The 19,779-nt window shown below is 55.4% G+C and carries 16 protein-coding genes; 10 read left to right on the forward strand and 6 right to left on the reverse strand.

Features of this window, described 5'->3' with window-relative positions:
• Nucleotides 1-3: 3 nt before the first annotated feature.
• Entirely contained in the window at nucleotides 4-2,112 is a 2,109-nt protein-coding gene (gene rlmKL / locus ACRDD5_RS20225) for a bifunctional 23S rRNA (guanine(2069)-N(7))-methyltransferase RlmK/23S rRNA (guanine(2445)-N(2))-methyltransferase RlmL (protein ID WP_438677798.1), read from the reverse strand.
• 99 nt (nucleotides 2,113-2,211) lie between these two features.
• On the opposite strand from rlmKL, the gene ACRDD5_RS20230 reads away from it, so the two are divergent.
• The gene (locus ACRDD5_RS20230) at nucleotides 2,212-3,321 is read left to right on the forward strand and encodes a YcbX family protein (protein ID WP_271281873.1); all 1,110 of its coding nucleotides are present in this window, start codon (nucleotides 2,212-2,214) and stop codon (nucleotides 3,319-3,321) included.
• Here ACRDD5_RS20230 and zapC read toward each other — a convergent pair.
• Together zapC and pyrD are read right to left on the reverse strand one after the other, a co-directional pair.
• Nucleotides 3,318-3,860: a cell division protein ZapC gene (gene zapC, locus ACRDD5_RS20235; RefSeq protein ID WP_271281874.1), complete on the reverse strand. Its 543-nt coding sequence runs from the start codon at nucleotides 3,858-3,860 to the stop codon at nucleotides 3,318-3,320. The two genes, ACRDD5_RS20230 and zapC, sit on opposite strands and share 4 nt — an antisense overlap.
• Before the next feature lie 166 nt (nucleotides 3,861-4,026).
• A complete protein-coding gene (pyrD, locus tag ACRDD5_RS20240; protein WP_271281875.1) occupies nucleotides 4,027-5,037 on the reverse strand; it encodes a quinone-dependent dihydroorotate dehydrogenase in 1,011 nt (336 codons plus the stop codon).
• A gap of 248 nt (nucleotides 5,038-5,285) precedes the next feature.
• Here pyrD and ssuE point away from each other — a divergent pair, with 248 nt between their 5' ends.
• Genes ssuE through ssuB form a run of 5 tightly spaced genes read left to right on the forward strand, consistent with a single transcriptional unit; the run spans nucleotide 5,286 to nucleotide 9,526 of the window.
• Nucleotides 5,286-5,861 carry an NADPH-dependent FMN reductase gene (gene ssuE, locus ACRDD5_RS20245; RefSeq protein WP_438677799.1) on the forward strand — a complete coding sequence of 192 codons (576 nt, stop codon included), beginning with the start codon at nucleotides 5,286-5,288 and terminating at the stop codon, nucleotides 5,859-5,861.
• The gene (locus ACRDD5_RS20250; RefSeq protein ID WP_438677800.1) at nucleotides 5,854-6,816 is read left to right on the forward strand and encodes a sulfonate ABC transporter substrate-binding protein; all 963 of its coding nucleotides are present in this window, start codon (nucleotides 5,854-5,856) and stop codon (nucleotides 6,814-6,816) included. Before ssuE ends, ACRDD5_RS20250 begins: the two co-directional genes overlap by 8 nt.
• Nucleotides 6,813-7,958 (forward strand): FMNH2-dependent alkanesulfonate monooxygenase, encoded by a 1,146-nt coding sequence (gene ssuD / locus ACRDD5_RS20255; RefSeq protein ID WP_438677801.1) that lies wholly within the window; start codon nucleotides 6,813-6,815, stop codon nucleotides 7,956-7,958. Before ACRDD5_RS20250 ends, ssuD begins: the two co-directional genes overlap by 4 nt.
• Nucleotides 7,959-7,967: 9 nt before the next feature.
• Nucleotides 7,968-8,759 (forward strand): aliphatic sulfonate ABC transporter permease SsuC, encoded by a 792-nt coding sequence (gene ssuC, locus ACRDD5_RS20260; RefSeq protein WP_271281879.1) that lies wholly within the window; start codon nucleotides 7,968-7,970, stop codon nucleotides 8,757-8,759.
• Entirely contained in the window at nucleotides 8,756-9,526 is a 771-nt protein-coding gene (ssuB, locus tag ACRDD5_RS20265) for an aliphatic sulfonates ABC transporter ATP-binding protein (RefSeq protein WP_438677802.1), read from the forward strand. Before ssuC ends, ssuB begins: the two co-directional genes overlap by 4 nt.
• 96 nt (nucleotides 9,527-9,622) lie before the next feature.
• On the opposite strand, the gene pepN is transcribed toward ssuB, so the two are convergent.
• Entirely contained in the window at nucleotides 9,623-12,235 is a 2,613-nt protein-coding gene (gene pepN / locus ACRDD5_RS20270; RefSeq protein ID WP_438677803.1) for an aminopeptidase N, read from the reverse strand.
• Between the two features lie 271 nt (nucleotides 12,236-12,506).
• On the opposite strand from pepN, the gene pncB reads away from it, so the two are divergent.
• The 4 genes from pncB to ACRDD5_RS20290 all read left to right on the forward strand — a co-directional run bounded on the left by pncB (nucleotide 12,507) and on the right by ACRDD5_RS20290 (nucleotide 18,411).
• Nucleotides 12,507-13,709 carry a nicotinate phosphoribosyltransferase gene (gene pncB, locus ACRDD5_RS20275; protein WP_271281882.1) on the forward strand — a complete coding sequence of 401 codons (1,203 nt, stop codon included), beginning with the start codon at nucleotides 12,507-12,509 and terminating at the stop codon, nucleotides 13,707-13,709.
• 162 nt (nucleotides 13,710-13,871) lie between these two features.
• Nucleotides 13,872-15,272 (forward strand): asparagine--tRNA ligase, encoded by a 1,401-nt coding sequence (gene asnS, locus ACRDD5_RS20280; protein ID WP_271281883.1) that lies wholly within the window; start codon nucleotides 13,872-13,874, stop codon nucleotides 15,270-15,272.
• Nucleotides 15,273-15,881: 609 nt separating this feature from the next.
• On the forward strand, nucleotides 15,882-17,036 hold the full coding sequence (locus ACRDD5_RS20285) for a porin (RefSeq protein WP_418939600.1): 1,155 nt from the start codon (nucleotides 15,882-15,884) through the stop codon (nucleotides 17,034-17,036).
• Nucleotides 17,037-17,220: 184 nt separating this feature from the next.
• Complete coding sequence (locus ACRDD5_RS20290; protein ID WP_271281885.1) at nucleotides 17,221-18,411, forward strand: amino acid aminotransferase; 1,191 nt, start codon at nucleotides 17,221-17,223, stop codon at nucleotides 18,409-18,411.
• A gap of 53 nt (nucleotides 18,412-18,464) precedes the next feature.
• Here the strand turns inward: ACRDD5_RS20290 and ACRDD5_RS20295 are convergent, their stop codons facing one another.
• Together ACRDD5_RS20295 and ACRDD5_RS20300 are read right to left on the reverse strand one after the other, a co-directional pair.
• Complete coding sequence (locus ACRDD5_RS20295; RefSeq protein ID WP_438677804.1) at nucleotides 18,465-19,112, reverse strand: MBL fold metallo-hydrolase; 648 nt, start codon at nucleotides 19,110-19,112, stop codon at nucleotides 18,465-18,467.
• Nucleotides 19,113-19,130: 18 nt separating this feature from the next.
• Complete coding sequence (locus tag ACRDD5_RS20300) at nucleotides 19,131-19,679, reverse strand: YcbK family protein (RefSeq protein WP_271269435.1); 549 nt, start codon at nucleotides 19,677-19,679, stop codon at nucleotides 19,131-19,133.
• Nucleotides 19,680-19,779 lie beyond the last annotated feature (100 nt).

Here is a 19,779-nt window from a genome sequence, read left to right on the forward strand (position 1 = left end):
CTTTCAGGCGGCGGTGATGAGCCAGCAGTTGTGGATCTGACGGTTACGGGCAAAGTCCTGGGATAACGTTTTTTGACTGATTTCTTGTGCTTTCAGCCCCAGTTCTGCCAGTCCCTCATGATCCATGCGGAAGCCGCGCTTGTTGTTCGAGAACATGATCGTGCCGCCTTTACGCAGCATACGTTTAAGATCTTTCATCAGCGCCAGGTGGTCACGCTGGACGTCAAATGACTCTTCCATGCGCTTAGAGTTGGAGAAGGTCGGCGGATCGATAAAGATCAGGTCGAACTGCTCGTCAGACTCACGCAACCAGCCCAGCACGTCTGCCTGCAGCAGGCGATGCGCCTTCCCGGTCAGCCCGTTAAGGCGCAGGTTACGCTCTGCCCACTCCAGATAGGTACGGGACATATCCACGGTAGTGGTGGTACGTGCCCCGCCCAGACCCGCGTGAACGCTGGCGCTGCCGGTATAAGCAAAGAGGTTGAGGAAGTCTTTGCCTTTGCTCATCTGCCCCAGCATGCGGCGGGCGATGCGGTGATCAAGGAACAGGCCGGTGTCGAGATAGTCCGTCAGGTTAACCCACAGGCGTGCGTTGTATTCGCCCACTTCGATAAACTCGCCCTTGCTGTTCATTTTCTCGTACTGATTTTTGCCCTTCTGACGCTCACGGGTTTTCAGGATCAGCTTGTTCGGGGCAATATTCAGCACGCCAATGGTGGCAGCGATGATGTCGAGCATACGCTGACGCGCTTTTTGCGGATCGACGGTTTTTGGCGGGGCATATTCCTGCACCACCACCCACTCGCCGTAGCGGTCGACCGCCACGTTGTACTCCGGCAGGTCGGCGTCATAGATGCGATAGCATTCAAGCTTCTCCTGCTTCGCCCACTTTTCGTATTTCTTCAGATTTTTGCGCAGACGGTTGGCATAGTCTTCCGCCACGCTGGAAGGCTTGCTGTCGGCCTCTTTCTCGGTCAGATGGTAGTTCTTCTGCACGCAGTCCAGTGGGCCGTTCTTGGCTTTGAACTGGCGTTCGGCGCGCAGCTGCAGGCAGCTCAGCAGCTCAGGCGAGCCGCTGAATAGTGACAGGTTCCAGCCGCCAAAGTAATCTTTCATGGTGCGACCCAGCAGGCTGTGCAGGGCAATCAGCGCTGGTTCACTGTCCAGACGTTCGCCGTAAGGCGGGTTGCTGATCACCGTGCCATACGGGCCTTTTGGCAGCGGATTGGTGAGCTGTGCCACGTCTTTCACGTCGAAGGTCACCAAATCGCCAATGCCGGCGCGACGGGCGTTGCTGCGCGCGCGTTCAATCACGCGGGCATCGCTATCGGAGCCGTAGAAGTGGGCTTCATAGGCTGCCAGCCCCTGACGCGCACGCGTCTGTGCTTCTGCCTTTACGTCCTGCCAGACAGCTTCGTCGTGCAGTGCCCAGCCCTTAAAGCCCCACTGGCCACGATGCAGGCCCGGGGCGCGGTCGGTCGCTAACATCGCCGCTTCGATCAGCAGCGTACCGGAACCGCACATCGGATCCAGCAACGGCGTACCCGGCTGCCAGCCGGAGCGCATTACAATGGCGGCGGCCAGGTTCTCTTTGATTGGCGCGATACCCGCGCGATCGCGGTAACCACGCTGGTGCAAGCCTTCGCCGCACAGATCCAACGCAATGCTGGCCGTCTCTTTGTTCAGACGCACGTTGATACGCAGATCCGGGTTTTCACGATCGACGTTCGGGCGTTCCAGGTTCTTACGGGTAAAGCTGTCGACGATGGCGTCTTTCACCTTCAGCGCGCCGTACTGGCTGTTGCGGATCTCATCGTTCAGGCCACTGAAGTGCACCGCAAAGGTGGCACCTGGCGCAAAAATCTCTGTCCAGTTGATTGTCTGCACGCCCAGGTAAAGATCGAGATCGCTATATACCTTGCACTCTCTCATCGGCAACATGATGCGTGAGGCCAGGCGACTCCACATCAGGCTCTGGTAAATAAGCCGTGTGTCGCCCTGAAAATGGACCCCACCCTGAACCACCTGGCACTCTTGCGCGCCCAGGTTTTCCAGTTCAGTTTTTAACAGCTCTTCCAGCCCACGGGCCGTACTGGCAAACAGAGAATTCATATCGTCACTTATTACTCTAAGAAAATTGCTGCGCATTATAGCCAATCTGGGCTCTATGTCATAAAGTTGAAGGCTTATTTTCATTCGAGGGACTGTGCCGTGGCGACGTTATCCAGGCTTTTCATTCATCCGGTCAAATCAATGCGTGGAATTGGGCTTTCGCATGCCCTTGCTGACGCCAGCGGTTTTGCCTTTGATCGCATTTTTATGGTGACGGAACCTGACGGTACATTCATCACCGCACGCCAGTTTCCTCAGATGGTGCGTTTTATCCCGGTACCGGTTCACGATGGACTGCATCTCACGGCGCCGGACGGTTCCAGTATTATCGTCCGCTTCAGCGATTTTGCGCCAGCAGATGCGCCCACCGAAGTGTGGGGGAATCATTTCACCGCCCGCATTGCGCCCGATGAGATCAACCGCTGGCTCAGCGAATTTTTCTCGCGCCCGGTACAGTTACGCTGGGTCGGGCCTGAACTGACGCGCCGCGTAGAAAAATTTGCCGCAGTGCCGCTGTCGTTTGCCGACGGTTTCCCGTTCCTGCTCACCAGCGAAGCCTCGCTGCGCGATCTACAAAACCGCTGCACGGCCAGCGTGCAAATGGAGCAGTTCCGGCCGAATCTGGTGGTCGCAGGCAGTGCGGCCTGGGAAGAGGACACCTGGAAGGTAATCCGTATCGGCAGTGTGATCTTTGACGTGGTAAAGCCCTGCAGCCGCTGCATCTTTACCACCGTCAGCCCGGAGAAAGGTCAGAAACACCCTTCAGGGGAGCCGCTGAAAACCCTGCAGTCGTTCCGTACCGCGCAGGATAACGGCGATGTCGATTTCGGCCAGAACCTGATCCCCCGCTCCAGCGGTGTGATCCGCGTTGGCGACGAGGTAGAGATTCTCGCGACTGCACCGGGTCGACTCTACGGCGCCGGTGCCGAAGAAGAAGCAACAGAGGTGGAAGCGCAGCCAGAAACGGCGGTGACTCTCCAGTGGCAGGGGCAAACGCTTCGCGGGAACAATCAACAGGTGTTACTGGAACAGCTAGAACAGGCAGGCATTCGCATCCCCTACTCGTGTCGGGCAGGCATTTGCGGATGTTGTCGCATTACGCTGGTCGAAGGGGAAGTTACGGCATTGAAGAAATCGGCAATTGGCGGCGACGGCACCATTCTGTGCTGCAGCTGCATCCCGAAAACCTCGTTACAACTGGAAGCCTAAACTGCCTGCTCAAGGCTGAAACTGCTGCTTAATAGCTGGGGTTTCAGTCTGTCATTCATCACTTTAATCGGGTCACCCAGCTGCATTGTACGCCCGGCGATGGTCACGCCCGGCTGTGCCAACAAGCAGAGCGCGGCGTTATCACCCGGCTCCACTACCAGCAAATTCACCTGCTCGGCGTTCTCGCTCAGACTGACGCAAGCCGCATCGCCGGTAACCGGTGACCAGCTCATACCGTGGGCAAGAAAGTGCCAGCTTTTTGGCATTTGGGGCTTGAGGAAGCGGATCGCCACCAGCGCATTGAGCACCAGCTCGGCACGCTGCTCTTTCGACAACTCAAGATCGCGGCACTTCTCTTCAAAGGAGAAATAAAGGGCTGCATCGTCAACACAAAAACCGGTATTGGTAAAGGCATCCGGAGTGAGCATCCGACGCGCAAAACGAGAACGAAATAACATGCCATTGGCTAAATCGAGCATCATACGATCGTGCTCGTCACAGAAATACCAGCGCCAGTTATCGTCAGGTTTAATTCGCATCTGCCTCTCCCATCCTCGCAACATCCTGTTGTAAGAAAGTCCTCATTACCGCTTCGCTTATTCGACTTCAATAATAAAAGACTACTATGCCTAAATTAGCAACAGTCCCGGAATATAAAACAACCAGAGCCGGAAATAAAGCCCTGGTTGCTATTAGCGATAAAGATCAGAGATGGTTAACGATTTCTTTGATCAGCGGTGGGCCTTTAAAGATAAAGCCAGAATAGATCTGCACCAACGAGGCACCCGCCGCCATTTTCTCCCGTGCGGCGATAACCGAGTCAATGCCACCTACGCCAATAATCGGTAGGTGACCATTTAATTCAGCCGACAGACGACGAATAATTTCGGTACTTTTTAATTGTACTGGTCGACCGCTCAAGCCCCCCATTTCGTCACAATGTTTCATCCCCTGAACCAGAGAACGATCGAGAGTGGTATTGGTCGCAATAACCCCATCAATATTATGACGCACTAAACTGTCGGCCACCTGGGCCAACTCTTCTTCAGTGAGATCGGGAGCAATTTTAACGGCCACCGGCACATATTTATGGTGCTTCGCCTGGAGTTCATTTTGCTTATTTTTGATGGCGACTAATAAATCGTCGAGCGCTTCACCGTATTGCAGCGAGCGTAAACCCGGAGTATTTGGCGATGAAATATTAACTGCGATGTACCCGGCATAAGCATAGACTTTTTCCATACAAATCAGATAGTCATCTTTGCCCTGCTCGACTGGGGTGTCTTTGTTTTTGCCGATATTAATACCCAAAATGCCATCGAAATGCGCTTTCTTCACATTCTCGACCAGATGATCGACGCCGAGGTTATTAAAGCCCATGCGGTTGATCAGCCCTTCGGCCTCTACCAGTCGGAACAGGCGCGGCTTGTCGTTACCCGACTGTGGACGCGGTGTCACGGTGCCGATTTCGATGGAGCCAAAGCCCATCGCGCCAAGCGCATCAATGCACTCGCCGTTTTTATCCAGACCGGCTGCCAGACCCAGTGGGTTTTTAAAGGTTAATCCCATGCAGGTTACCGGTTTGTCCATCACCTTCTGGCGCACCAGCGCTTCGAGTGGGGTTCCCGTAATACGGCGTAATTGCTGGAATGTAAATTCATGAGCGCGCTCAGGATCGAGCTGGAAAAGGGCTTTACGAACGAAGGGGTAGTACATGAACTCTCCTGGATTCCCGGTGTGCAAACCGGGGGCGAATTATCAGCGATCGCAGCCGGAAAGGGAATTGACCTGAGGCAAAAAAAACGTCTCTCAACGCAATCGTTTCCTTTTTTCCCCCGCGTTATTCGTTTTTTAGCATTTGTCTTGCAGATAAATCATTTAGCGGAATAAGCCGCCAGTGACACACTGCCTGTAAATGTTATCAATGTTAGATAAAAGCAAACAATTCGTTATAAGGAGCAGCTATGCGCATCATCACTCTGGCCGGAAGTCCGCGATTTCCCTCACGCTCCAGCGCCTTGCTGGAATATGCCCGTGAACAACTCACGTCGCTGGATGTGGAGGTGTGCCACTGGAATCTGCACAACTTTGAGCCGGAAGATTTACTCTACGCCCGCTTCGAGAGCCCGGCGCTTAAAGCGCTTAATGAGCAACTTAAAGACGCTGACGGGCTGATTGTGGCGACCCCGGTCTATAAAGCTTCGTTTTCCGGCGCGCTGAAAACCCTGCTCGACCTGCTGCCGGAGCGCGCGCTGGAGGGCAAAGTGGTGCTGCCGCTGGCGACAGGCGGCACCGTGGCCCATTTACTGGCGGTGGATTATGCCCTGAAGCCGGTTCTGAGCGCACTCAAAGCGCAGGAGATCCTGCACGGCGTGTTTGCCGATGACTCACAGGTGCTCGACTATCAGCACAAGCCACACTTTACCCCTAACCTGCAAACCCGTCTCGACAGCGCGCTGGAGACCTTCTGGCAGGCGCTGCACCGCCGCGACGTGCAGGTTCCCGCCTTTGGTCATCTGAAAGGAGTCGCCCATGTTTAAATCCCTTGCCCGTTTGAGCCTGGCGGGCCTGGTGGCCCTCTCTGGCCTGGCGCACGCCGCAGAGCCCACGCCCGAGAGTCTGCGCATTGGCTATCAGAAAGGCAGCGTCAGCATGGTGCTGGCCAAAAGCCATCAGCTGCTGGAAAAACGCTACCCGGACACCAAATTCTCTTGGATTGAGTTTCCGGCAGGCCCGCAGATGCTGGAGGCACTGAACGTCGGCAGTATTGATCTGGGCAGCACCGGCGATATCCCGCCCATCTTCGCCCAGGCCGCTGGCGCAGATCTGCTGTACGTAGGCGCTGAACCGCCCAAGCCTAAAGCCGAAGTGATTCTGGTGCCCGAAGATAGCCCGATCAAAACCGTAGCCGATCTGAAAGGCCGTAAAATTGCCTTCCAGAAAGGCTCCAGCGCGCACAATCTGATTCTGCGTGCACTCCAGCAGGCGGGCCTGACCTTCAAAGATATTCAACCGGTTTACCTCTCCCCGGCCGATGCCCGCGCGGCCTTCCAGCAACATAACGTGGACGCCTGGGCCATCTGGGACCCCTACTACTCCGCGGCCCTGCTGCAGGGCGGCGTAAAAGTACTAAAAGACGGTGAAGATCTGAAAAAGACCGGTTCCTTCTATCTGGCTGCACGTCCTTACGCAGAAAAGAACGGTGAATTTGTGCAGGGGGTGCTGAACCTCTTTACCGAGGCCGACGCCCTCACCCAGAGCCAGCGTCCGGCCAGTATCACCCTGCTGGCGAAAACCCTCGGTCTGCCGGAGCCGGTCATCGCCAGCTATCTCGACCACCGCCCACCGGGCGTTATTAAACCGGTTGATGCCCATACCGCGGCCCTGCAACAGGAGACCGCTGATCTGTTCTACGCCAATCGCCTGGTGCCGAAAAAAATCGATATCCGCGACCGTATCTGGCACCCCACTGCGCCACAAGGAGATAAGTCATGAGTCTGAATCTGTTCTGGTTTTTACCGACCCACGGTGATGGACATTATCTTGGCACCGAAACGGGTGCCCGCCCGGTCGACCATGCTTATCTGCAGCAGATTGCCCAGGCAGCAGACCGGATTGGCTTTACCGGGGTGCTGATCCCTACCGGCCGCTCCTGCGAAGACGCCTGGCTGGTGGCGGCGTCGTTGATCCCGGTGACCCAGCGTCTGAAGTTCCTGGTAGCCCTGCGCCCGAGCGTCACCTCCCCGACGGTGGCCGCGCGTCAGGCCGCCACCCTCGACCGCCTGTCGAACGGACGCGCCCTGTTTAACCTGGTGACCGGCAGCGATCCCCAGGAGCTGGCAGGTGACGGCGTCTTTTTGGATCACACCGAGCGCTACGAAGCTTCTGCTGAATTTACCCACGTGTGGCGTCGTCTGCTGGAAGGGGAGAACGTCACCTTCGAGGGCAAACATGTTCACGTTCGCGACGCGAAGCTGTTCTTCCCGCCGATCCAGCAGCCGCGTCCCCCGCTCTACTTTGGCGGATCGTCGGATGTTGCGCAGGATCTGGCTGCTGAACAGGTCGATCTGTATCTCACCTGGGGCGAACCGCCTGAGCTTGTGAAAGAGAAAATCGAGCAGGTACGCGCCAAAGCGGCGGCAAATGGTCGTAAAGTCCGATTTGGGATCCGCCTGCACGTGATTGTGCGCGAAACCAACGCAGAGGCGTGGCAGGCCGCTGACCGCCTGATTTCCCATCTGGACGATGCAACCATTGCGAAAGCGCAGGCCGCCTTTGCCAGAACCGATTCCGTCGGCCAGCAGCGGATGGCGTCACTCCATAACGGTAAACGCGAGAACCTGGAGATCAGCCCGAACCTGTGGGCTGGCGTCGGCCTGGTGCGCGGTGGCGCGGGCACCGCCTTAGTGGGTGATGGCCCCACTGTAGCGGCGCGTATTAACGAATATGCAGAGCTCGGGATCGACAGCTTTATTCTTTCCGGTTATCCGCATCTCGAAGAGGCGTACAAGGTCGGCGAACTTCTGTTCCCTCATCTTGACGTGGCGATCCCAGAGATCCCTCAGCCGCAGCCGCTCCAGCTTCAGGGCGAGGCAGTGGCTAACGATTTTATCCCGCGCAAAGTCGCGCAGAGCTAAGGAGGACGCATGGCTAAACCTGCCCAAAAATGGCTACTGCGCATCGCGCCCTGGCTACTCCCTGCGGGTATCGTCGTTATCTGGCAGCTGGCATCGTCGGTGGGTTGGTTATCGAGCCGCATTCTACCTTCCCCGGAAGGCGTAGTGGAGGCATTCTGGACGCTGAGTTCCAGCGGTGAGCTGTGGCAGCATCTGGCGATCAGCTCCTGGCGCGCGGCCATCGGATTCTCTATCGGTGGGTCGATCGGTCTGACGCTGGGGTTAATCAGCGGCCTGTCGCGCTGGGGCGAACGGCTGCTGGATACCTCGATTCAGATGCTGCGTAACGTGCCGCATCTGGCGCTGATCCCGCTGGTGATCCTGTGGTTCGGCATCGATGAAACCGCCAAGATTTTCCTTGTGGTGCTGGGCACGCTGTTCCCGGTCTATATCAACACCTGGCACGGCATCCGTAATATCGACCGTGGGCTGGTGGAGATGGCGCGCAGCTACGGTTTATCCGGTTTCTCGCTGTTCCTGCACGTTATTTTACCCGGTGCCCTGCCCTCGATTATGGTCGGAGTACGGTTCGCCCTCGGGCTGATGTGGCTGACGCTGATCGTGGCAGAAACCATCTCGGCGAACTCCGGTATCGGCTACCTGGCGATGAACGCCCGCGAATTCCTGCAAACGGACGTGGTGGTGGTCGCCATTATTCTTTACGCCCTGCTGGGCAAGCTGGCAGACGTCAGCGCCCAGTGGATCGAACGCAGCTGGCTGCGCTGGAATCCGGCCTACTCGAAGAAGGAGGAACACGCATGAATACTGCCCGCTTAAATCAGGGGACGCCGCTGTTGCTCAATGGCGTCACTAAGCGCTACGGCGACAACACCATTCTTAACGAACTGGAACTGCACATTCCCGCCGGTCAATTCGTGGCGGTGGTGGGCCGCAGCGGCGGTGGTAAAAGCACCCTGCTGCGCCTGCTGGCCGGACTGGAGGCACCAAACGGCGGTGAGCTGCTGGCCGGAAATACCCCGCTGGCGGAGATTCAGGACGATACCCGAATGATGTTCCAGGACGCGCGGCTGCTGCCGTGGAAAACGGTAATTGATAACGTCGGTCTGGGGCTGAAAGGCAACTGGAAAGCTCAGGCGTTACAGGCGCTGGCCGCCGTCGGACTGGACAATCGCGCGGATGAATGGCCTGCCGCCCTCTCCGGCGGGCAAAAACAGCGCGTGGCGCTGGCCAGGGCGCTGATCCATCGTCCGGGGCTGCTGCTGCTGGATGAGCCACTGGGCGCGCTGGATGCGCTGACGCGGATCGAGATGCAGGATCTGATCGTCTCGTTATGGCAGGAGCACGGCTTTACGGTGCTGCTGGTGACTCACGATGTGAGCGAAGCCGTTGCTATGGCGGACCGGGTGCTGCTGATTGAGGAGGGCAAAATTGGGCTGGATCTGACGGTTGACCTTCCACGTCCTCGTCGGGTGGGTTCGGCGCGGCTGGCGGAGATGGAAGCCGAGGTTTTGGATCGGGTGATGAGGCGTGGAGTGACGGAGCGGCATTTAGCGACGGCTAATGCCTGATGCCCTCACCCTCTCCCACAGGGAGAGGGTACAAACGTTAAAAAAGGCAACTTGCGTTGCCTTTTCGGTTTTACCTTGTCACCGGGGCGTTGTTTATCAGGCCAGCGCCTTAGCGATCTTCTCGTACAGATCCCCGGACAGATTATCCAGCCCTTTCAATTGTTCCAGCGCCGCACGCATCTTCGCCTGACGTTTTGCATCATAGCGTTTCAGGCGGATCAGCGGCTCAATCAGACGTGACGCCACCTGCGGGTTACGGCTGTTCAGTTCCGTCAGCATCTCCACCATAAACTGGTAGCCGCTGCCGTCTTCCGCATGGAAGGCAGCCGGGTTGCTGCTGGCAAAGGCACCAATCAGCGAACGCACGCGGTTCGGGTTGCTCAGGGTGAAAGAGCGGTGCTCAAGCAGGCTGCGCACTTTGTTCACCACACCTGCCTCTGGGCTGGTGGACTGCAGAATAAACCACTTGTCCATTACCAGACCGTCCTGATGCCATTTGTCGTCATACGCCTGCATCAGCGCATCGCGGCATGGCAGTTCCGCCGCCACGCTCGCCGCCAGGGCCGCCAATGCATCGGTCATGTTGTCCGCGCTGTGGTACTGCTTGCTCACCAGATCGTTTGCGAGTTCTGTTTCGCCAAACGCCAGATAGCGCAGGCAGGTGTTACGCAGCGCACGCTTACCAATATCAGCATGCTCAACGCGGTACTCATCCAGCTTGTTATGGTGGTAAAGCGCCAGGAACTCATCCGCCAGCTCAGTCGCCAGGGTACGGGTCAGGGCTTCGCGCACCGTGGTAATGGCAATTGGATCGATGATATCGAACAACTCGGCGATTTCAGTCGCCGACGGCAGGGTGAGGATCTCCGCGGCCAGTGCCGGGTCGATCTTCTCGTCCAGCAGAATGGCGCGGAAAGCGTCGGCAACGTGAGCCGGCAGCGACAGCGGCTGGCCCTGCTGGTGACGCGCGACGTTCAGCTTGATGTAGGTCGCCAGCAGGCTCTGGGCGGCATCCCAACGCGAGAAGTCGTTACGCGCGTGACGCATCAGGAAGGTCAGCTGCTGGTCGCTCCACTTGTACTCCAGCTTAACCGGCGCAGAGAATTCGCACAGCAGCGCAGGCACCGGCTGGAAGTAGACGTTATCAAAGACAAAGGTCTGCTCAGACTGGGTCACGTTGAGGACGTTATGCACCGGATGACCGCCTTTTTTCAGCGGGATAACCTGGCCTTCGTTGTCGTACAGTTCAATCGCAAACGGAATGTGCAGCGGGTGCTTCTCTTCCTGCTCGGCAGTCGGCGGCGTCCGCTGGCTAATGGTCAGGGTATACAGTTCGGTTTCCGGGTTGTAGTCATCCTTCACGGTGACAACTGGCGTACCCGCCTGGCTGTACCAGCGGCGGAAGTGCGACAGATCCACATTGGAGGCGTCTTCCATCGCCTGCACAAAGTCATCGCAGGTAGCCGCACTACCGTCATGACGCTCGAAGTAGAGCTGCATCCCTTTCTGGAAGTTCTCTTCACCCAGCAGGGTGTGGATCATACGAATAATTTCGGAACCTTTCTCATACACCGTCAGGGTGTAGAAGTTGTTCATTTCAATAACTTTATCCGGACGGATCGGGTGCGCCATCGGGCTGGCGTCTTCGGCAAACTGTAACCCACGCATGGTGCGCACGTTGCTGATGCGGTTAACCGCACGTGAACCCAGATCGGAGCTGAACTCCTGATCGCGGAACACGGTTAAGCCCTCTTTCAGGCTCAGCTGGAACCAGTCGCGGCAGGTCACGCGGTTGCCGGTCCAGTTGTGGAAATACTCGTGGCCGATCACCCGCTCAATGTCGAGGTAGTCTTTATCGGTGGCGGTGTCGGTACGCGCCAGCACGTATTTGGAGTTAAAGACGTTGAGGCCTTTGTTCTCCATCGCGCCCATATTAAAGAAGTCGACGGCGACGATCATATAGATGTCGAGATCGTATTCGAGGCCGAAGCGCTCTTCGTCCCACTTCATGGAGTTGATAAGCGAGGTCATCGCCCACGGGGCACGATCGAGGTTGCCGCGATCGACAAACAGCTCCAGCGCCACGTCGCGACCGGAACGGGTCGTGAAGGTGTCGCGCAGGACGTCAAAATCACCCGCCACCAGCGCAAACAGGTAGCACGGTTTCGGGAACGGATCCTGCCATTGCACCCAGTGGCGCCCATTCTCCAGCTCGCCCTGCCCGACGCGGTTGCCGTTGGAGAGCAGGAACGGGTATTTGGTTTTATCAGCGATAATTTTGGTGGTAAAGCGCGCAAGAACGTCCGGGCGATCCAGATACCAGGTGATATGGCGGAAGCCTTCAGCTTCGCACTGGGTACACAGCGCCTCACCTGACTGGTACAACCCTTCCAGCGCGGTATTGGCCGCCGGGCTGATTTCGTTAACGATGCGCAATGTGAAGCGCTCTGGCAGGTTATCCAGTACCAGCTGGTTATCTTCTTCTTTATAGTCAGTCCAGGCCTGGTCGTTCACCTGCACTGAAATCAACGTCAGATCTTCGCCATTCAGGCGCAGCGGAACCGCAGTGGCGTTATGGCGCGTCACCTGGCTGACCGCTGTGACAACGGTTTTAGTAGCATCCAGGTCAAAAGTCAGATCGATATCGCTAATCAGGTAATCCGGCGCACGGTAATCGTGGCGGTATTTGGCTTGAGGCTGTTGTGTCATAGAAAACCTTTTGCATCGTTTGTCGAATGTCGAATAGCAAACCAGTCTATTCCTGTTGTGTAGATCGCGCTACGCAGAATGTTCATCTTTTCAGGCACAAACGCCCTATTTGCTACATTTATATAACATGCGGCACAAATTGCCCTCGACCCTCCCCCAGGCTTGTGGTGTGATCGGGGTTCAATAAATCGCTAAACAAGGTATACTCCAGCGGTTTCAATAGTTGTTTATTGTACTAAACGCTTCCGTGAGAGGATGCTACTGCGGCCTTATGACTCAATTCGCTTCTCCTGTTCTGCATACGCTGCTGGATACCGATGCGTATAAACTGCACATGCAGCAAGCCGTTTTTCACCAATACGACGACGTACAGGTCGCGGCTGAGTTCCGCTGCCGGGGTGACGATCTGCTTGGGATCTATGCCGATGCCATCCGCGAGCAGGTTGACGCGATGCAGCATCTTCGCCTGCGTGACGATGAATTCCAGTGGCTTTCCGGCCTGCCCTTCTTTAAAGAAGACTACCTGCACTGGCTGCGGGAATTCCGTTACGATCCGCGTCAGGTCACCATTACCAATGATAATGGCAAACTGCATATTCGCCTCGAAGGCCCCTGGCGCGAAGTGATTATGTGGGAAGTGCCGCTGCTGGCGGTGATCAGTGAACTGGTCCACCGCTACCGTTCGCCTGACGCGAACGTTGAGCAGGCGCTGGAAACCCTGGAGAGCAAGCTCGTTGAGTTCTCGCATCTGACCGACACGCTGGATATGTCGCGTTTTCGTCTGATGGATTTTGGCACCCGTCGCCGTTTCTCCCGCGAGGTGCAGCAGGCCATTGTCGAACGCCTGCAGCAGGAGCCGTGGTTTGTCGGCACCAGCAATTACGATCTTGCCCGCCGTCTGAACCTGACCCCAATGGGCACTCAGGCGCACGAATGGTTCCAGGCGCATCAGCAGATCAGCCCGGAACTGGCTACCAGCCAGCGCGCGGCACTGGCTGCCTGGCTAACCGAGTACCCAACTCAGCTCGGCATCGCCTTAACCGACTGCATTACCATGGACGCCTTCCTGCGCGATTTCGGACCGGAATTCGCCACGGTTTATCAGGGGCTGCGCCATGATTCCGGGGATCCGCTGGAGTGGGGTGAGAAAGCCATCGCCCATTATCATAAGCTTGGCATCGACCCGCAGAGCAAAGTGTTGGTCTTTTCTGACAATCTCGACCTGCCAAAAGCAGTAGCGTTATACCGCCATTTCTCCTCGCGGGTTAACCTCAGTTTTGGCATCGGCACCCGCCTGACCTGCGATATCCCCCAGGTAAAACCACTGAATATTGTGATTAAACTGGTGGAATGTAACGGCAAGCCGGTAGCGAAACTGTCTGACAGTCCGGGCAAAACCATTTGCCATGACAAAGCCTTCGTCCGCGCACTGCGAAAAGCCTTCGACCTGCCGCAGATAAAAATCGCCAGCTGATCGTTCAGGGGAGCCATTCGCGCTCCCTTTCTTTTATTTATTTATCAATTCTTCCGTTAACATTGCGAAATCTGCTTGTCTGATGGCAGATGCCAGGTAACATAGATATCCCCCATTGAAGGGGATACAGATTTTATTTTTGGACTACATAGAGAGACTATTATGAGCGTTGTGCCTGTAGCCGACGTACTCCAGGGCCGCGTAGCCGTTGACAGCGAAGTCACCGTACGTGGATGGGTACGTACCCGCCGAGATTCAAAAGCTGGCTTTTCTTTCCTGGCCGTCTATGACGGTTCCTGCTTTGATCCTGTACAGGCCGTCATTAATAATTCTCTGCCCAATTACAATCAGGAAGTGCTGCGTCTGACGACAGGCTGTTCTGTGGTTGTCACCGGCAAGATTGTGGCGTCTCAGGGTCAGGGCCAGAGCTTTGAACTGCAGGCGACATCAATTGAAGTGACCGGCTGGGTTGAAGATCCGGATACCTATCCGATGGCGGCAAAACGCCACAGCATTGAGTATCTGCGTGAAGTTGCCCACCTGCGTCCGCGTACCAATATGATTGGTGCCGTCGCACGCGTGCGTCATACCCTCGCCCAGGCGCTGCATCGCTTCTTCCATGAGCAGGGCTATTTCTGGGTCTCCACGCCGCTGATCACCGCCTCCGATACCGAAGGCGCGGGTGAGATGTTCCGCGTCTCCACGCTGGACATGGAAAACCTGCCGCGCACGCCAGAAGGCAAAGTGGACTTCGACAAAGATTTCTTTGGCAAAGAGTCCTTCCTGACCGTTTCTGGTCAGCTGAACGGCGAAACCTATGCCTGTGCCCTGTCCAAAATCTACACCTTTGGTCCAACCTTCCGTGCAGAAAACTCCAATACCAGCCGCCACCTGGCGGAATTCTGGATGCTGGAGCCGGAAGTGGCCTTTGCTAACCTCGACGACGTTGCAGGTCTGGCAGAAGCGATGCTGAAGTACGCTTTCAATGCCGTACTGACCGAACGCGCAGACGACATGAAGTTCTTCGCGGAACGCGTCGACAGCGATGCCATCTCCCGTCTGGAACGTTTCGTGTCGGCTGACTTCGCGCAGGTGGATTACACCGATGCGGTGACGATCCTCGAAAACTGCGGGCAGGCGTTCGAGAACCCGGTTTACTGGGGTGTTGACCTCTCCTCCGAGCACGAACGTTATCTGGCCGAGAAGCACTTCAAAGCTCCGGTAGTCGTGAAAAACTACCCGAAAGACATTAAGGCGTTCTACATGCGCCTTAACGAAGACGGTAAGACCGTTGCGGCGATGGACGTGCTGGCCCCGGGCATCGGCGAAATCATCGGTGGTTCTCAGCGTGAAGAGCGTCTGGATGTGCTGGATGCCCGTATGGCTGAAATGGGCCTCAACAAAGAGGACTACTGGTGGTATCGCGATTTACGTCGTTACGGCACTGTCCCGCACTCTGGTTTCGGGCTCGGCTTCGAACGTCTCATCGCCTACGTGACCGGCGTACAGAACGTGCGTGATGTAATTCCATTCCCGCGTACCCCGCGCAGCGCCACATTCTGATTTTCGCGTAATTCATGGCCAGCATCCGCTGGCCATTATTTTATTCTGCACTGTCAACTTATGTCAGTTGAAAGTCAGCGTCGTTAAAGTGCAACCCCGCAAGATCCACTCCTCTGTTACGCAGTGTTTCCATGAAATATCTCTGAACAAAAAATAAACCGTATTATTATTGCGCCTAATGCTTTTCTTAAGCTTTAGCACAATTATCAGTCAAATACCTGGCTATCCAGAAGTCCATAATCAGAAATAAGAAAAACAGTATGCTAATGGTTCGCGCCATAAAAAAAGATGTTATCTAAAATTATTATAAGCAATTCATATAGATAGAAATGGAGGAGGTTTAATTTTCGCCACTCAACGCCGAAGTTTGAGATAGTTCACAAAGTTCCTTAAAATACATGTTTTGTTACACATATTTTCTTCTTGTAACTGATTCTTGATGTTTGTAGCACTTTCAGGCTAGCGAAACGGTTATTTGAATGGAAAGATGCCTGTCAGATACATAAAGACACCAAACTCTCATCAATAGTTCCGGAAATATTTATTGACAGAATTTATTGACGGCAGTGGCGAGTGTCATAAAAAAACCAATGAGGGTAATAAATAATGATGAAGCGCAATATCCTGGCAGTGGTTATCCCTGCCCTGCTGGCAGCCGGTGCAGCTAACGCAGCAGAAATCTATAACAAAAACGCTAACAAGCTGGACTTCTACGGTAAAGCAGTAGGCGAGCACGGCTGGACCACCACTGGTCACTCCGATAACTCCGACAGCACCTATGCGCGTATCGGCTTCAAAGGCGAAACCCAGATCAACGACCAGCTGACTGGTTACGGTCACTGGGAATACAACATGAACGCCTCTAGCGCTGAAGGCGCTCAGAGCACCAACACCCGTCTGGCATTCGCGGGTCTGAACTTTGGTGATGCAGGTTCTATCGACTACGGCCGTAACTACGGCGCAATCTACGACGTCGGCGCTTACACCGATATGTTCGTTGTATGGGGCGGCGACTCCTGGGTTGCTACCGACAACTTCATGAACGGTCGTTCTGCTGGCCTGCTGACTTACCGTAACAGCAACTTCTTCGGTCTGGTTGATGGCCTGAGCCTGGCTCTGCAGTATCAGGGTAAAAACGAGCGCAGCAACGTTGTTGCTCCAAGCGTAAACGACCAGGGCCAGATCACTCTGGGCCGTGCGGGTAACGGCGCGAAAGGTAACGGCGAAGGCTTCAGCACCTCCGCACAGTACGATTTCGGCGAAGGCTTCGCGCTGGTAGCAGGTTATGAAACTGCTGACCGTACCGACGAGCAGGTTGCAGCAGGTAACTCCGCTGCATGGGCAAGCGCTGGCGGCAGCCGCGCTGAAGCATGGGCAACTGCTGTTAAATATGATGCGAACAACATCTATGCTGCAGTTTCTTACGCTCAGACCTACAATATGACTCGTGAAGCTGACAACAACTTCGCTAACAAAACTGACAACCTGGAAGCGGTTGTACAGTACCAGTTCGACTTCGGTCTGCGTCCTTCCCTGGGCTACGTCCAGTCTCAAGGTAAAGACCTGAAAGCACGTGGCGGCTTCTCTGGCGGCAACGAAGATCTGGTTAAATACATCGAGCTGGGTTCCTGGTACTACTTCAACAAGAACATGAACGTGTACGCAGCGTACAAATTCAACCTGCTGGACGACAGCGCATACACCGAAGCTGCTGGCCTGTCTACCGACGACCAGGCTACTGTGGGTATCGTTTACCAGTTCTAATCAGTACACCACTTTGTTATATGTCTAATAAACAGGGCTTCGGCCCTGTTTTTTTATGTCCGAAAGCAAAAAGTGGCGACTTTTGAAAAGCCGCACGCTTTTCGTCGCAAACGGTTGGCATTTTGTAAAACTATCGTTAACCTGATAGCGGATTTCACTTCTGTAATCACAATGGAACTTCGTCATGTTTGAGAACATTACCGCCGCCCCTGCCGACCCTATTCTGGGCCTGGCCGATCTGTTTCGTGCCGATGACCGCCCTGGAAAAATCAACCTGGGTATTGGTGTCTATAAAGATGAAACCGGCAAAACCCCGGTGCTGACCAGCGTTAAAAAAGCCGAGCAGTTCTTGCTGGAAAACGAAAACACCAAAAACTACCTTGGCATCGATGGTATCCCGGAATTTGGTCGCTGCACTCAGGAGCTGCTGTTCGGCAAAGACAACGCGATCATTAGCGATAAACGTGCCCGCACGGCACAAACCCCTGGCGGTACCGGTGCGCTGCGCGTGGCGGCGGATTTCCTGGCTAAAAACACCGACGTTAAAACCATCTGGGTGAGCAACCCAAGCTGGCCAAACCACAAAAGCGTCTTTAACTCAGCGGGTCTGGAAGTGCGTGAATACGCCTACTATGACGCGGTGAACCACACTCTGGACTTTGACGGCCTGCTGGCCAGCCTGAGCGAAGCGCAGGCGGGTGATGTGGTGCTGTTCCACGGCTGCTGCCATAACCCAACCGGTATCGATCCGACGCTGGAGCAGTGGGAACAGCTGGCAAAACTGTCAGTTGAAAAAGGCTGGCTGCCGCTGTTCGACTTCGCCTATCAGGGCTTTGCCCGTGGTCTGGAAGAAGATGCAGAAGGCCTGCGCGCGTTCGCCGCGCTGCATAAAGAGCTGATTGTTGCCAGCTCCTACTCCAAGAACTTCGGCCTCTACAACGAGCGCGTAGGCGCCTGTACGCTGGTGGCATCTGACGAGCAAACCGTGGATCGCGCATTCAGCCAGATGAAATCCGTGATTCGTGCTAACTACTCCAACCCGCCAGCACACGGCGCGTCAGTGGTTGCCACTATTCTCAGCAACGACGCCCTGCGCGCCATCTGGGAACAGGAACTGAACGACATGCGTCAGCGCATTCAGCGCATGCGTCTGCTGTTCGTGAACACCCTGGCGGAAAAAGGCGCGGATCGCGACTTTAGCTTCATCATCAAACAGAACGGCATGTTCTCATTCAGCGGCCTGACCAAAGAACAGGTTCTGCGTCTGCGTGAAGAGTTTGGCGTGTACGCGGTGGCCTCCGGTCGTGTGAACGTGGCAGGCATGACGCCAGATAACATGGCGCCGCTGTGCGAAGCGATTGTAGCTGTGCTGTAATATCGCCATCAGACACAAAAAAGCCTGCATATGCAGGCTTTTTTAATTCGTTTTTACCAGACCGGCATTTCATCCTGCAGGAACGGGTTGTGTAAACGCTCGTGCCCCAGCGTCGACATCGGGCCATGCCCCGCCAGAAACGTCACATCATCGCCAAGCGGCAATAATTTGTCTTTGATCGAGCGGATCAGCTGAACATGGTCGCCGCGCGGAAAATCGCTGCGCCCTACCCCGCCTTTGAAGATCACGTCGCCGGAGATCAGCAGACGCGACTGGTCATCAAAGAAAACGATATGGCCCGGCGTGTGCCCCGGACAATGCAGTACCTGTAGCGTCACATTGCCGACATTAACGCTCTCACCTTCGTTCAGCCAGCGATCGGGCGTCAGCGGGAGACACTCATCAAGACCGAACATGCGGCTTTGGGAAGGTAACCCCTGCAGCCAGAACTCATCCTCTTTTTCCGGGCCAATTACCGGCACACCATAATGTTGCGCCAGCTCTGCCGCCGCGCCCACATGATCGAGATGACCGTGGGTCAGTAAAATCTGCATTAAGGTCACGCCAGCGGCAGCGACTTCCTGTTTGATTTTGTCTGCATCGCCACCCGGATCGACCAGGGCAGCGAGTTTGGTTTGTTCACACCAGATAAGCGAACAGTTCTGAGCGAAGGCGGTGACCGGAATAATACGATAGTTCATACTGCTCCTGATTTGTTATTACCAGTGCCGCGTCGGCCCGGTATCAATATGCACAAAGTTGCTACGTGGGTAATATCCTACACCACCTGCGCGCATAGATAACGCAGCTTTGCGAACATTGGCTAACGAAACGCCTTCAATATGAAAATCCATTGCCTGCCCCTTGGTGTGGTAGCTTTTTTTGGCTACCCCGCGGCTGTGGGCGCGCAATTCATTATTGGTATCCAGGGAACGATACCCGGAGACGAGCTGGACCGGTTTGCGGGTTCCCAGCAGGCCTTGCAGGCGGAACAGCTGGTCAAATAATCCTGGATCGATGGCTTTAATTTTATTCGCGCGAAAATCACGGAAAAAATGGTTCAGCCTGGCTAACTCATCCTGAATATAGCCTTTGCCATCAAAAAACTCGGCTTTAAGAGACTCACCGGTATGCAGGTTATTGAGAGTCAAAATACGTGGTCGAGGGGTCGAGAGGGTGGCAAACGCTGGCGTCGGAATAATGGCAGCGCCCAGCGCAATACCCCCTAATGCCAACAACTTGCGGCGATTAGCGTCGAATTTGTCCATTATGATCAAGTCTACAGGTCAATGTTATCGTAAGTATGCACTTCAGCGCACGATGGGCACATTACCGGGCAAAACCGCCAACGTCAAGGCACCCAAACCC

It is taken from the genome of Silvania sp., from assembly GCF_051656365.1.
Classification (GTDB): Bacteria; Pseudomonadota; Gammaproteobacteria; order Enterobacterales; family Enterobacteriaceae; genus Enterobacter; species Enterobacter hatchlandensis.